11 protein-coding genes are annotated in these 13,362 nt (G+C 75.5%); 5 read left to right on the plus strand and 6 right to left on the minus strand.

Features of this window, described 5'->3' with window-relative positions; genetic code table 11:
* The first annotated feature begins 174 nt into the window (after window positions 1–174).
* On the plus strand, window positions 175–963 hold the full coding sequence (locus ACFRQN_RS24675; RefSeq protein WP_380742175.1) for an SDR family NAD(P)-dependent oxidoreductase: 789 nt from the start codon (window positions 175–177) through the stop codon (window positions 961–963).
* 73 nt (window positions 964–1,036) lie between these two features.
* Here the strand turns inward: ACFRQN_RS24675 and ACFRQN_RS24680 are convergent, their stop codons facing one another.
* Window positions 1,037–1,966, minus strand: a complete 930-nt coding sequence (locus ACFRQN_RS24680) for an NAD(P)-dependent oxidoreductase (RefSeq protein WP_380742177.1) — start codon at window positions 1,964–1,966, stop codon at window positions 1,037–1,039.
* A 130-nt stretch (window positions 1,967–2,096) separates the two neighbouring features.
* On the opposite strand from ACFRQN_RS24680, the gene ACFRQN_RS24685 reads away from it, so the two are divergent.
* Window positions 2,097–2,720: a MerR family transcriptional regulator gene (locus ACFRQN_RS24685; RefSeq protein WP_380742179.1), complete on the plus strand. Its 624-nt coding sequence runs from the start codon at window positions 2,097–2,099 to the stop codon at window positions 2,718–2,720.
* Between the two features lie 4 nt (window positions 2,721–2,724).
* Window positions 2,725–3,498, plus strand: coding sequence for a GNAT family N-acetyltransferase (locus tag ACFRQN_RS24690; protein WP_380742181.1), 774 nt, complete (start codon window positions 2,725–2,727; stop codon window positions 3,496–3,498).
* 442 nt (window positions 3,499–3,940) lie between these two features.
* Here ACFRQN_RS24690 and ACFRQN_RS24695 read toward each other — a convergent pair whose 3' ends face one another.
* The 4 genes from ACFRQN_RS24695 to ACFRQN_RS24710 all read right to left on the minus strand — a co-directional run bounded on the left by ACFRQN_RS24695 (window position 3,941) and on the right by ACFRQN_RS24710 (window position 7,930).
* The gene (locus tag ACFRQN_RS24695; protein WP_049651038.1) at window positions 3,941–5,077 is read right to left on the minus strand and encodes a PP2C family protein-serine/threonine phosphatase; all 1,137 of its coding nucleotides are present in this window, start codon (window positions 5,075–5,077) and stop codon (window positions 3,941–3,943) included.
* A gap of 232 nt (window positions 5,078–5,309) precedes the next feature.
* Entirely contained in the window at window positions 5,310–5,732 is a 423-nt protein-coding gene (locus ACFRQN_RS24700) for a MarR family winged helix-turn-helix transcriptional regulator (protein WP_049651037.1), read from the minus strand.
* A 30-nt stretch (window positions 5,733–5,762) separates the two neighbouring features.
* A complete protein-coding gene (locus ACFRQN_RS24705; protein WP_380742183.1) occupies window positions 5,763–6,983 on the minus strand; it encodes a M48 family metallopeptidase in 1,221 nt (406 codons plus the stop codon).
* A gap of 158 nt (window positions 6,984–7,141) precedes the next feature.
* Window positions 7,142–7,930 (minus strand): universal stress protein, encoded by a 789-nt coding sequence (locus ACFRQN_RS24710; protein WP_117490770.1) that lies wholly within the window; start codon window positions 7,928–7,930, stop codon window positions 7,142–7,144.
* A gap of 398 nt (window positions 7,931–8,328) precedes the next feature.
* Here ACFRQN_RS24710 and ACFRQN_RS24715 point away from each other — a divergent pair, with 398 nt between their 5' ends.
* On the plus strand, window positions 8,329–9,576 hold the full coding sequence (locus ACFRQN_RS24715; protein ID WP_380742186.1) for a CapA family protein: 1,248 nt from the start codon (window positions 8,329–8,331) through the stop codon (window positions 9,574–9,576).
* Between the two features lie 160 nt (window positions 9,577–9,736).
* Here the strand turns inward: ACFRQN_RS24715 and pepN are convergent, their stop codons facing one another.
* A complete protein-coding gene (pepN, locus tag ACFRQN_RS24720; protein ID WP_380742188.1) occupies window positions 9,737–12,226 on the minus strand; it encodes an aminopeptidase N in 2,490 nt (829 codons plus the stop codon).
* A 247-nt stretch (window positions 12,227–12,473) separates the two neighbouring features.
* On the opposite strand from pepN, the gene ACFRQN_RS24725 reads away from it, so the two are divergent.
* Window positions 12,474–13,289 carry a 2,3-dihydro-2,3-dihydroxybenzoate dehydrogenase gene (locus ACFRQN_RS24725; protein ID WP_375874454.1) on the plus strand — a complete coding sequence of 272 codons (816 nt, stop codon included), beginning with the start codon at window positions 12,474–12,476 and terminating at the stop codon, window positions 13,287–13,289.
* Window positions 13,290–13,362 lie beyond the last annotated feature (73 nt).

The raw sequence follows: 13,362 nt of genomic DNA on the forward strand, positions 1-13,362 counted from the left end.
CCGTACCGACGGTCCCGGCCGCCGCTGTCGTCGGTGGCCTTCTGCCGGCTCCTGCTTCTCTCCGCTCCGCCCCCCGGTCCCGCTCCGGGCCGCTTTTGAGCCGCCGACCGGCCGGATCCGGCGGACCGGCCGAAGGCACCCGACGCGTGGCCGCCCGCTGGGTAGAGTCGCGCCATGGTGACTGAGAACGCGGGGAGCCCCGCGGGCGGGCGGCTGGCCGGCCGCTCCTGTGCGGTGACGGGCGCGGCCAGCGGTATCGGACGGGCCGTCGCCGAACGCTTCGTCCGGGAGGGCGCGTCGGTGGTCGCCTTCGACGTGGACGAGGCCGGGCTGGGCCGGCTGGCCGAGCGGTTCCCGGACGCCGTCAGCACGGTGGTCGGCGACGTGGCCCGGGACGAGGACGCGCGCCGGCTGGTGGCCGCCGCCGTCGAGCGGCACGGGCGGTTGGACGTGCTGGTGGCCAACGCCGGGATCATCCCGCTGATGGAGATCACCGAGGCCACCGCCGAGGACTGGGACCACGTGATGGCGGTGGACGGCCGCGGCATGTTCCTCACCTGCAAGTACGCGATCGAGGCGATGACCGCGCAGGACCGGCCCGGCGGCTCGATCGTCTGCCTCTCCTCCATCTCCGGCGAGGCCGGCCAGCGCGGCCAGGCGGTGTACGGGCCCGCCAAGTTCGTCGCCTCCGGCCTGACCAAGCACCTCGCCGTCGAATGGGCCGACCGCGGCATCCGGGTCAACGCCGTCGCCCCCGGCACCATCACCACCGAGCGGGTCGCCCGGCTGTACGACGAGCCCGGCGGCACCGAGTACCTCGGGGCGATCGAGAAGCTGCACCCGATGGGGCGGCTCGGCGACCCGGCCGAGGTCGCGGCGGCCGTCCTCTTCCTCGCCTCCGACGACGCTTCCTTCGTCACCGGGGTCGTGCTGCCGGTGGACGGCGGGTACCTGGCGCAGTAGCGGGCCCGGTCGGCGGGGTGTCCGGCTGCCCGGTTGTCCGGTGACCTGGCTGCCCGGCTGCCCGGCTGCCCGGCTATCCGGCGAGCAGGTCGACCAGGGCGGACACCCCGTCCGACCCGTGCCCGGCCCCGACCGCCCGCCGGGTGACGGCGAGCGCCGCGTCCAGGACGGAGGTGTCCAGGCCGCGCGCCCGGGCGGTGTGCGCGACGTGCGCCAGCCCGGCCTCGGCGGAGGCGAGGCTGCTGTGGTCGCCCGGATGCCGGCGGTCGTCCGCGCGCTGCGCGAAGCGGTCGATCAGCGGCGGCAGCAGGCGCGGCAACCCCTGGGCGTACGGCGCGAGTTCGGCGCCGCTGATGCCCTCGGCGCGGGCCAGCGCGAGGGCGTGCAGGAAGCCGTGCACGGTGGTCCAGAACAGGTCGAGCAGGGCCGCGTCGAAGGCCGCCGCCCGGCCCGGGTCCGCGCCGACGTGGCGTACGGTGCCCAGCGCCCGCAGCGTCGCCTCGTGGGCGGCGAAGATCTCGGCGTCGCCGCTCAGCAGGACGGTGCCCTCCGGGCGGCCGATGGTCGGGGTGGGGGTGAGGACCGCGGCGTTCAGGAGGCGGTAGCCCCGGGCCTCGGCGTCGGCGGCGTTCGCCCGCGCGTCGCCCGGCGCGGTCGAGGTGGCGTTGACGACGGTCCGGCCGCGCAGTGCCGCCCCGGCGGCCTCCAGTACGGCCCGGGTGGCCGACTGGTCGCGGACGCAGAGCAGGACGAGCGGGGCGCCGGCCTCGGCGGGGCCCGTGGCTCCTTCGGTGGAGCCCGTCACCGCCTCGGCGGGGCTCGCGGCCGACCGCGCGCCGAGGGCGAGCGGTTCGGCGTCCCGGCCCGGCGTGCGGTTCCACACGGTGACCGGATGGCCGGCGGCCAGCAGCGCCCCGGCCAGCGCCCGGCCCATCGGACCCAGGCCCAGCACGGCAACGGCGGTGCGGGCAGGGGAGGTTGAGGAAGATCGTTCGTTCGGCATGGCGGTTACGCTAGACCTTCACGCCGACGGCAGAGTCAAGGCGGAGGGGCACGGCGGAACGTCACGGGGGCTTCGGTGGAGAGCCCCGGTGGCGACCCGCGGTGGACGGTCCGTCGAGGAGGTGTCCGCGATGCGGATCGGAGAGCTCGCCCGGCGCACCGGGGCCACCCCGCGCGCGCTGCGCTACTACGAGGAGCAGGGGCTGCTCACGCCCGAGCGCCGCCCCAGCGGCTACCGCGATTACGGAGAGCCGGACGTCGACACCGTCCGCGGGATCCGCACCCTGCTCGCGGCCGGCCTCAACAGCGCCGTGATCGCCGAGATCCTCCACGGCCTGCCGGGCCCGGGGCAGCGCCCTCCCGGCCAGACCTGCCCCGAACTGCTCGACGGTCTGGCCCGGGAACGCGCCCGGATCACCCGGCAGATGGACGAACTCGCCGAAGCGCGCGGCCTGTTGGACGCCATCATGGGCGCGGAGGCGCCGAGCGAGGCGATCCGGTCCGGCCGGCTCCGGGCGGCGGACCGCCGGTCGGCCGGGGAGCGTGAGCAGGCCGGGGGCCGTCGCCCGCGGCAGGACGGGGAGCGTGAGCAGGCCGGTGGCCGTCGCCTGCGGCAGGACGGGGAGCGTGAGCAGGCCGGGGGCCGTCGCCCGCGGCAGGCCGAGGAGCGCCGCCCGGAGCCGACCGGGGGGCGCCGCCCGCAGCCGGTGGCGCGGAAACTCGATGGTGCGCGCTCGCGGACCGTGCTGGAGTGAGTGGATGGATCATGACGACATGCTTGCCCTGTTCGACGACCGGATCCGGCGCAACACGCCGCCCGATCCCGGCTGCCGCGTCGAGCGCGACGGTGCGGTGGTCCGGCAGGTGGGCTCGGAGCACAGCTGGAACGGCGTGGTCTGGTCCGGGCTGGACGAGGCCGGGGCGGACGCGGCGATCGCCGCGCAGGTGCGCCACTTCGCCGGACTGGGGCTGGAGTTCGAGTGGAAGGCCTACTCCCACGACCGCCCCGCCGACCTCGGCGCCCGCCTGCTGGCGGCCGGTTTCACCCCGGAGCCGGACGAGGCGCTGATGCTCGCCCGGATCGCGGACCTGCCCGCCGAGGCCGCCCTGCCCGAGAGTGTCCGGCTGCTCCCGGTGACCGACCCGGCCGGGGTGGACCTGCTGATGGACGCCCACACACAGGCCTTCGGCGCCGAGAACCCCCGTCTGCGCGAGCGGCTGCTCGACCACCTGCGGCACGGCGTCGGGACGGTCAGCATGGTCGTCGCGATGGCCGGCGACCGCCCGGTCAGCGGCGCCAGGATGGAACTGATCCCGGGGACCGGGTTCGCCGGACTCTGGGGCGGCGGCACCGCACCCGACTGGCGCGGCCGGGGCATCTACCGCGCCCTCATCGCCCACCGCGCCCGCCTCGCGGCCGAGCTCGGCTACGAGTACCTCCAGGTCGACGCGAGCGACCAGAGCCGGCCGATCCTGCAGCGCCTCGGCTTCGCCTGGGTGAGCACGACGACCCCGTACGTCCGCCGGCCGTAGGGCCTGCCGGGGGCCCGCGGGTACGGGTACGGGTGGGGAGATTCCTTCCCACCGTGTGGACGCGGCCGGTGTGCCCCTGCCGATCGGCAGGGGGACGTGGGGGTGCCGCTGCTCAGGATGTGCCGTTCGGTACATGTGCGGGAGGGGTGGCCGGGGTCATCGTTGGGGCACCACGAGCGGGGCCGTCCGGGCCCCGGGAAGGAGCCCCGGCATGTTCGACCTCCGCCACCCGCGCGCCCTCGCCGCGACGGTTGCCGTGCCCGCCCTCCTCGGCCTGGGCTTCGGCCTCGGCCTCGGGCTCGTACGCGCCCGGAGGCGATCAGGCCGGGAGCCGTGCCCGAGGCACCGCGGCCGGCCCGACGAGGGTCGTGACAAGGCAATCCGACAGGGCCGCCTGCCGTCGTTCCGAGGACGCTCGTCACGGGGCGCTCGCCGGCCGCCCTCACGGCAGCCGCTCGACCACGACCATGGCCGCGTCGTCGTTCAGTCGGCCGCCGACGTGGGCGAGCAGGTCGCGGCGCAGGTGGTGGAGCAGGGCGGCGGGGTGTTCGGCACGCCAGGCGGTGACGCGTTCGGTGAGCGGGTAGAAGCGCCGCTGGGCGTCGCGGGCCTCGATCACGCCGTCGGTGTAGATCAGCAGCCGGTCGCCGGGCCGGAACGGGAAGGTCTCCGTCTCGTACCGCGTCGGCGCGAGCTCGCCGAGGCCCAGCGGCGGGGAGGGTTGGCGGGCGGCGAGGGCGGTGATGCCGTCGGGGTGCAGCAGCAGCGGGGGAGGGTGGCCGCAGTCGATCAGGCGCACCGGGGAGCCGTCGTCGGGGATGTCGAGCAGCACGGCGGTGATGAAGGACTCGCCGGAGTCGCCGCTCTCCTCCGGGGGTTCCTCGGGCGGGGGGAAGGGCAGTGCGGAGAGCGCCTGCCGCTCGCGCCGCTCCCACCGGTCCCGCCGGGACTGTTCGGCGAGCTGGGCGAGGTCCCAGCTGACGCTGCCGTCCAGGTAGGCGGCCAGGTCGGGCAGTTCGGCGTGCAGGTGGGCGGCGGCGCGGAAGGCGCCGAGCAGCAGGGCGGCGTCGCCGAGCGAGGAGAGGCCCTTGCCGCGCACGTCGCCGACCAGCAGCCGGGTGCCGGTGGCGGTGCGGGCGGCCGCGTACAGGTCGCCGCCGACCTGCGCCTCGGCCTCGGCGGCCAGGTAGACGGAGGCCAGGTGCAGCGGTCCGATCCGTTCCGGCAGCGGGCGCAGCAGCACCCGCTGGGCGGCCTCGGACACCGAGCGCACCCGGGCCAGTTCCCGCTCGTGCCGTTCGCGCAGCACCCGCAGGCCGACGATCAGTGCCGAGACGATCAGCTGCGCGCTGAGCTGGGTCTCGATGTTCGCGCTGGTCAGGCCGTCCCGGACGGCGCCGATGACGGTCAGCGCGGCGAACGCGAGCGCGGCGACCCCGGCGGTGGCCCGGGGGCCGGCGAACGAGGCGGTGAGGGCGGGGGCGACGATCAGCAGCGGGCCGAGGTGGACGTCCGGCGGGGAGACGATGTCGACGACGGTGATCAGCACGATCAGCGCGAGCGTGAGCGCCGTCAGCACCCGGCGGTCGGGCCGCCAGGCGCGGCGGGGGTCGGGGGGATGCGGCGCGGGCGGCGGGTGCGGCGCATCGGGACGCTGCCGGAGGGGCACTCCTCCTCTGTACACCGTGGGGGTGCCGGGGCGCACCCGGAGCGGCCGGTCTCACTCCCCGGCAGCGTTCGGTTCCTGCTCCCCGCCGGCGCTCGGCTCACGCCTCCCGGCAGGGCTCCGCCCGCTCCCCTGCGGCGCCCGGTCAGCCCTCCTGGCCGTAGCGGGCCAGGTAGTCGGCGAAGCGGGCGACGTCCTCGTCGGACCAGTCGGTGAAGCGCGCGGTGAAGGAGAGCCGACGCTGCTCGTTGGCGTCCCGCAGCAGGGTGAGCCCCGCCTCGGTGGCGCGCAGGATCTGGCCGCGCTGGTCGTCCGGGTCGGTCTCGCGGGCCAGCAGGCCGAGCTTCTCCAGGGCGGTGACCTGGCGGCTGACGGTGGACTTGTCGAGCATGAAGTACGCGGCCACGTCGGCGGCCCGGCAGCCGCCGCGCTCGGTGATCAGGTCGAGGATGCTGTAGGTGACCAGCGAGAGGTCGGGGTGCAGCTGGGAGGCCTTGTGCCGGGCGCGGCGGGCGAAGGCGGTCAGCTCGCGCTGGATGGTCTCGATGGACGACTGGCGGCCGGGCACGGCGTTCCTATCTCCTCGATATTTGTTGCACTATACAACAGATGTGCCCGGGATCGCGCCCCGCTCCGGCGCCCGCCGTTCCGGTGCGGCCTGCCAGGCGCGGGCGGCGGCGATCCGGCTGGTCGCACTCGGGTGAGTGGCGAACAGTAGCTCAAGCACCCTCGGCGGGTCGACATCGGAGACGTTCGCCACGGCCAGTCTGCGCTGCATCGCCACGAACTGCTCGACGTCCCCGGTCAGTTCGAGCGCGTGCCGGTCTGCCCTGGCCTCGATCCGACGGCTCACCGCACACTGCGCCGGCCCCGACAGCGCGCCCAGCAGCGCCGCCAGTGCCGCCAGCAGCGGCAGTGCCCGGGGGTCCGCCGCGCCCGTCGCCCCGGCGGCGTCCAGCAGCGGCCGCCAGGTGGCGAGCAGGCCGAGGACGGCCACCGCGACGGCCGCACCGACCGCGCCCAGCGCGGTACCCACAGGCACGTCCCGGTGCTTGACGTGGCCCAGCTCGTGCGCGACCACCAGTTCCACCTCGCGCGGCTCGGCGGTGGTCAGCAGGGTGTCGTACGCGACGATCCGGCGGGTCGCCCCGAACCCGGAGACGTACGCGTTGAGCGCGGTGGTGCGGCGGGAGGCGTCCGCGACCAGGACGTCCCGCACCCGGACGCCGTCCCGCTCGGCCAGTGCCAGCAGCGCGGTGCGCAGCTCCCCCGGGGGCATCGGGGAGAAGCGGTTGAACACCGGCTCGATCAGCAGCGGATGGAGGAAGGAGAGCGCCACCGTCAGCAGCGCCGCCGCGCCCGCCCCCGGCAGCCACCAGCGCTGCGGCGACCAGGCGGTCAGCGCGAACAGCCCGAGCGCGAGCGGGAGGACGAGGACGAGGGTGAGCGCGAGGCCGCGTACGGCGTCCAGCGCCCACCCGGCCCAGCCCTGGGTCACCAGCCCGTACCGGGCCCGGACGGTCCGCGCCCCGGCGCCGAACGGCAGCTGCAGCGCCTGGCCGAGCAGCACCAGGGCTGCCGCTCCGGCCAGCACCCCGGCCGTCCGTGAGCCGCCGAACCAGGCGCCGACGGCGGTCACCACGGCGGCGCCGGCCGGGGTGAGGCCGAGCAGCAGGGTGAGCGCCAGGCCCGCCAGCCGCCCGCCCAGCGCCCACGGCAGCTGGGCGCGGCGCAGTGCCCGGCCCCGGGCGCGCTCGTCGGGGGTGAAGTCCGGGGCGGCCTCCGGGGTGGGGGCCTCGGAGGCTGGCGTGGTGTCCATGGCGGGGAGCGGCTCTTCCGGTCGGGGCGGGGCGGGGATGATCGGGTCGGGGAGGGACGGGGGTACGGCGGTTCAGCGGTTCAGCGGTGATTCAGCATGGCGTACCCGGCCGCTCGCCGCTCACGCCACGGCCCGGTTCCCACCCGCGGCCGGGTTGTTCACTCCTCCGTGGTCCCGGTGGCGCCGTGGACGCCGGCGCGCAGCAGCTGGTGGCCGAGGTCCACCAGGGCGCGGCCGACCGCGAACTCGTCGCCGACCGCCGGGGCCGGGGCGTCGCGCGGGTTGCGGCGGGAGCGGGTGTCGCTGTGCAGCACGTTGCCGTCGGCGTCCAGCACGGCGTGCACCCGGGTGGTGTCCTCGTCCTCGACCACGTGCAGGCTGAGCTGCCAGTCCTTGGTGCGCACGGCCCCGGGCGCCGGCTGTTCGACCCCGAGGGCGGTGGCCGCGGGGGAGGCCGTCCCGTCGGCGCGGACGATCACCACCGGGCAGACCCCGTGCACCGCGCACCGGGTGGACACCGAGCCGAGCAGGGTCCGGGCGAAGGTGCCCCGGCCGCGACTGCCCAGCACCAGCAGGTCGGCCCCCTCGGCGGCCTCCAGCAGCACCTCGGCGGCGTGGCCCAGCACCAGGCTCTCCCGGACGTCCACCGGGCGGTCCGGGCCGAGGACCTCGTTGATCTCGGCGCTCAGCGTCCGGCGGGCGATCCGTTCGAAGCCGTCGTCCACCATCGGCGCGAACCACCCGTACAGCGAGGGGTACTCCCAGGCCGCCACCGCGTGCACCGTCGCCCCGGTGAGCACGGCCTGGCCGACCGCCCAGCGCAGGGCCGCCTTCGACGGCGGGGAGCCGTCGATCCCGACCACGATCCGGCGCTCCCGGGCGGGGGAGGCGCGGCCGCCGCCCGCGGGGGAGACGTCACCCGCGGAGGAGAGCTGATTGCTGCCCATCACGTCACACCTCCGGGCCTTCGGTGCGGGACTCGCCCCCCTACGCGCGCTCCCCTACGCGCGCTCCCCTGCACGGGCTCCCCTGCACGGGCTCCCCTGCACGGGCTCCCCTGCACGGGTTCCCCCCGCACGCGCTTCCCCCGTACTCGTCCCCTCCACACCACGCTGCGCGCCCCGCCCGCCTCCGCGCCAGGGACATGGTGGCCCGGTCGGGTGGGCGGTTGGGACGGGTCGGCCAGGCGGGCCGGGCGCGCCGTCCGGGGAGCGGCCGTCGGCGCCCGGCGGGGCCGCCGCGTCGTGCCCTTTTGTGGCCGGAATGTTGCGGGCTCGGGTCCGAGCGGTGGTGATTCGGTGGCGTACGCTGATCGTTCTCGCATCATCCTCGGGGGGATCCACTCATGCGCCGTGCCGCGGCCGCCGTCGCGCTGTTCGCCGGACTGACCGCCGTCACCGCCTGCGGGCCGGACGACCCCGCCCCGGCCCCGGCCTCCGCCGCCCCCGTCCCGCCGGGCGAGTCCTCGGCGCCGGGCGGCTCGCCCTCCGGCACGGCCCCGGGCAAGAGCGCCCCGCCCCGGCCCGACGGCACCATCACCGTCGCCTTCGCCGGGGACGTCCACTTCGAGGGCCGCACCGAGGTCCGGCTGGCGGTCAAGCCGCCCGAGCCGGCGCTCGGCCCGATCTCCCGCACCCTCGCCGACGCCGACCTGTCGGTCCTCAACCTGGAGACCGCGATCACCGGGCGCGGCGCCCCGGAGCCGAAGACGTACACCTTCCGCACCTCGCCCAAGGCGCTGTCGGTGCTCAAGGACTCGGGCGTCGACGTCGTCTCGATGGCCAACAACCACGCCGTGGACTTCGGCGCCGACGGCCTCACCGACACCCTCGCCGCCAAGGACTCCTCGCCGATCCCGGTGGTCGGCGTCGGGCGCAACGCAAAGGAGGCGTACGCCCCGTACGTCACCACCGTGCGCGGGGTGAAGGTCGCGGTGGTCGCCGCCAGCCAGGTCGAGGACCTCACCAACCAGAAGTGGCGGGCCGGCGCGAGCAAGCCGGGCATCGCCTCGGCGCTGGACGTCCCGGCGCTGGTCAAGGCGGTGGAGACGGCGAAGCAGCAGGCCCCGGTGGTGCTCGTCTACCTGCACTGGGGCGACGAGGGCAAGGCCTGCCCGACCGGTCCGCAGACCACCATCGCCAAGAAGCTCGCCACCGCCGGAGCCACCGCCGTGGTCGGCACCCACGCGCACACCATGGTCGGCTCGGGCATGCTCGGCGACACCTACATCGGGTACGGCTTCGGCAACTTCCTCTGGTACGGCACCTCGAACTACGCCAACTCCAACGAGACCGGCGTCACCACCCTCACCCTCACCGCCGACGGCAAGGTGACCGGCGAGGCCTTCACCCCGGCCACCATCGACGACAAGGGCATCCCGGAGCCGGTCACCGGCGCCACCGCCGAGGCCGCCCTCAAGCGCCGCGACGGCCTGCGCGGCTGCACCGGCCTCTCCCCGGCGCCCGCCGCCCCGGGCGCCCCCGGCACCCCCGCGACGGCCCCCACTACCCCGACGGCCCCCGCCTCCACGGCTCCCGGGAAGTCCTCGACGGCTCCCGCGAAGGCTCCGACGACCCCGGCCGCACCGCGCTAGGGTCCGGTCGACCGGCGCCCGGGATACGCCCTGCGGGCCTTGCCGGAGGACGGGCCCTGCCGGACCAGGGCGCGGCGTCGCGGTGCGGCGGCACGGGGACAGCACGAGACGGCGGCGCGACCACCCGGGCCGCGCCGCCGCCTACCGCCCGTCGGGGGTGCTACTGCTCGGCCCGCGCCCGTGCCCGGACGGCGCGGCGCAGGGTGTCCAGCTGGTCCACCAGTCCGCGCCGGGTCGCCGCGGTGAGCTCCGGGTCGGCCAGGCAGGCCTCGGCCGCCCGTACCGTCCGTTCGGTGGCGGCGAAGGCGGGGAAGCCCGTGGTGGCGAGCACCCGGGCCAGTGCGGGGCCGCGGCGGGCGGCGGCCGACCCCAGCTCCTCGAAGTAGCGGGCGGTCAGCCCATCCAGCAGCTCGGCCTGCTCGGGCTGCCACAGGCCCCTGGCGGTGGCGGCGGCCAGGTAGTTGGAGAGCTCGCCGTGGAACAGCGCCTGCCAGGCGGCCTCCTTGGCCCCCGGGTCGGGCAGCGCGGCGCGGCAGCGGGCGGCGCCCTTCTCGCTGGTGTCGCTGGGGTCGGCGGCGAGTTCGGCGGCGATCTCCGGCTCGCCCGCCGCGCCGAGCACGCACAGCCGAAGCAGCAGCTGCCAGCGCAGGTCCGGGTCGAGCACCGGCCCGCCGGGCACGGTGCCGGCCGCCAGCCAGTCGCGCAGTTCGGCGGCCTGCGCCTCGCCGGCGGCGGTGCCGATCACGCCGCGCGCGGCCACCAGGCGCAGCCCGGTGTGGTCCGTTTCGTCCTCGGTGCGGCGCAGCAGGGTGCGGCAGACCTCGTTCAGGACGGCCAGTGCCCCCGGCCGTGCGGTCGGCGGCACGGCGCAGTCCACCACGAAGTCGCGGGCGAAGGAGAGCACCGCGTCGACCAGGTGCACCGAGGTCTCGCCGGGCAGGTGGGCGGCGACCAGCTCCAGGTACTCGCCGGGCGCCAGCTCCCCGTCGCGCACCTGGTCCCGGGCGGCGCTCCAGAGCACGGCCCGGGCCAGCTCCTCGGGCACGGCGCCGAGTGAGGAGCGCACGGTCCGCCAGGAGCCGGGGTCGAGACGGATCTTGACGAAGCTGAGGTCGGTGTCGTTGAGCAGGGTCAGCTCGGCGTCGGTCTTCACCGCCGCGGTGCTGTCGGCCGCCAGGTCCAGCGGCACGCGGTCGGCCAGCTCCAGGGCGCCCTCGGCGGTGCGCCGGTAGTGGCCCACGGTCAGCTGGTGCGGGCGCGGCCCGCCGTCGGCCGAGGTGTGCTCGATCCGGCCGTCGGCCAGCCGCAGGGTGTCCACGCCGGTGGTGCGCAGCCAGCGGTCGGCCCAGCCGTGGACGTCGCGGCCGCTGGTCGCGGCCAGGGCACGGAGCAGGTCGTCGAGGGTGGCGTTGCCGAAGGCGTGCTCGTCGAAGTAGTCGTTGACGCCGGCCAGGAAGGCCTCCTCGCCGAGCCAGGCGACCAGCTGGCGCAGCGCGGCGGCGCCCTTGGCGTAGGAGATGCCGTCGAAGTTCTGCAGCGCCTGGGCGGTGTCGTCCACCGTGCCGGGTGCCACCGGGTGGGTGGAGGGGCGCTGGTCGGCGTCGTAGCCCCAGGTCTTGCGGTTGGCGGCGAAGCCGGTCCAGGCGCTGGTGAAGCGGGTGGAGGAGGCGGTGACGCTGTAGGCCATGTACTCGGCGAAGGACTCGTTCAGCCACAGGTCGTCCCACCACTTCATGGTGACCAGGTCGCCGAACCACATGTGCGCCATCTCGTGCACCACCACCAGGGCGCGCTCCTCGCGCCTGGTGTCGTCCACGGCGGAGCGGAACACGAACTCGTCGCGCAGCGTGACGCAGCCCGGGTTCTCCATCGCGCCGGCGTTGAACTCCGGCACGAAGCACTGGTCGTAGCTGTCGAAGGGGTAGCGGTGCCGGAAGACCCGGTGGTAGTGGTCGAAGCCCTGCCGGGTGACCTCCAGCAGCTCGGGGGCGTCGGCGTCCAGGTGGGCGGCGAGCGAGCGGCGGCAGTGCAGGCCGAGCGGGATCCCGTCGTGCTCGGCGCGCACCGAGTGCAGCGGGCCGGCCACCACGGAGACCAGGTAGCTGCTGATCGCCGGGGTGGGCGCGAACTCCCAGCGCCCGGGCGTGACCTGGCGGCCCACGCCGTTGCCGACCACGGTCCACTGCCGCGGCGCGGTGACGGACACCGTGTACCGCGCCTTGAGGTCGGGCTGGTCGAAGGACGCGAACACCCGCGGGCCGTCGTCGAGGAAGGACTGGGTGTAGACGTAGTCCTCGCCGTCGGCCGGGTCGGTAAAGCGGTGCATGCCCTCGCCGGTGTGCGAGTAGGCCATGTCGGCCTCGACGGTGAGCTCGTTGTCGGCCGCCAGGCCGGTCAGCGGGAAGCGCCCGGCGCGCAGCGCGGCGACGTCCAGTTCGCGGCCGTTCAGCACCACCCGGCGGAGCGCGGCCGGTTTGACGTCCACGTAGGTCCCGGCGCCCGGGGTGGTACAGCCGAAGCGGATCACCGTGGTGGAGCCGAAGACCTCCGGACCGCGGGTCAGGTCGAGGTCGAGGCGGACGGTGCGGACGTCGAGCAGGCGGTGGCGCTCGACGGCCTCGGCCCGGGTGAGTACTGAGGTATCAGACATACGGGTCATGCTGCTTCATCCACGGGTGGGCGGCACCCGTTTTTCGGCGCCGGCTTTTCGGTGCCGGCCTTTGGCATCCGCTCTTCGATGCCCGCTTCTCGATGCCGGCTCTTCGGTGCCGGAGGGAGACCGGGGCCGCCGGATCGTCCGGGGCGGACGGCCTCCGCGCGTCCGGAGCGAGTTGACGGCTAAGCAGCGGGATTCGTACAGGCGCTCGGCACAGGCGAACAGCTGTGTTAGGTTAGGCTTGCCTAATCTTGCTGGTCGGAGGGGATGTCCTGTGCAGCAACAGTCCGAATTCGCCGGTGCCGTCGCGATGGTCACCGGGGCCGGGCAGGGCATCGGCGCGGCCGTGGTGCGGGCGCTGGTGGCCGAGGGAGCCGTCGTCGCGGCGGTGGACCGCGATCCCGGCGGGATCGACGCGCTGGCGGCCGAGCTGCCGTCCGTGCGTCCCTACGCGCTGGACGTCTCGGACGCCCGGGCGGTCGACAGCACCGTGGAGTCGATCGAGAGCCGGCTCGGACCGATCGGCGTGCTGGTCAACGTCGCGGGAATCCTGCGCACCGCCCCGGTCGTCGAACTCACCGACGGGGACTGGGCGGACACCTTCGCCGTCAACACCACCGGCGTCTTCCACACCAGCCGCGCCGTCGGCCGCCGGATGGCGGACCGCGGGCGCGGAGCGGTCGTGACCGTCGGCTCCAACGCCGCCGGGGTGCCGCGCGCCGGGATGGCCGCCTACGCGGCGTCCAAGGCGGCGGCCACCATGTTCACCCGCTGCCTGGGGCTGGAACTCGCCCGGTCCGGGGTGCGGTGCAACGTGGTGTCGCCCGGCTCGACCGACACCGCGATGCAGCGCGCGCTGTGGGGCGAGGACGCCGAGGCGGCCGAACGCCGGGTGATCGAGGGCGACCTGGGCGCCTGGAGGGTCGGCATCCCGCTCGGGCGGATCGCCGCGCCCGCCGACATCGCGGAGGCCGTGGTGTTCCTGGCCTCCGACCGGGCGCGGCACATCACCATGCACGACCTGTACGTCGACGGCGGCGCGACCCTGCGCGCCTGAGCGGAACGCCGCCGGTCCTCCTCCCACCCCCCCGAAGAACCGTCCCAGACTGGAGAAACCGCCGTGACCACGG

Source organism: Kitasatospora sp. NPDC056800 (assembly GCF_042789775.1).
GTDB lineage: Bacteria > Actinomycetota > Actinomycetes > Streptomycetales > Streptomycetaceae > Kitasatospora.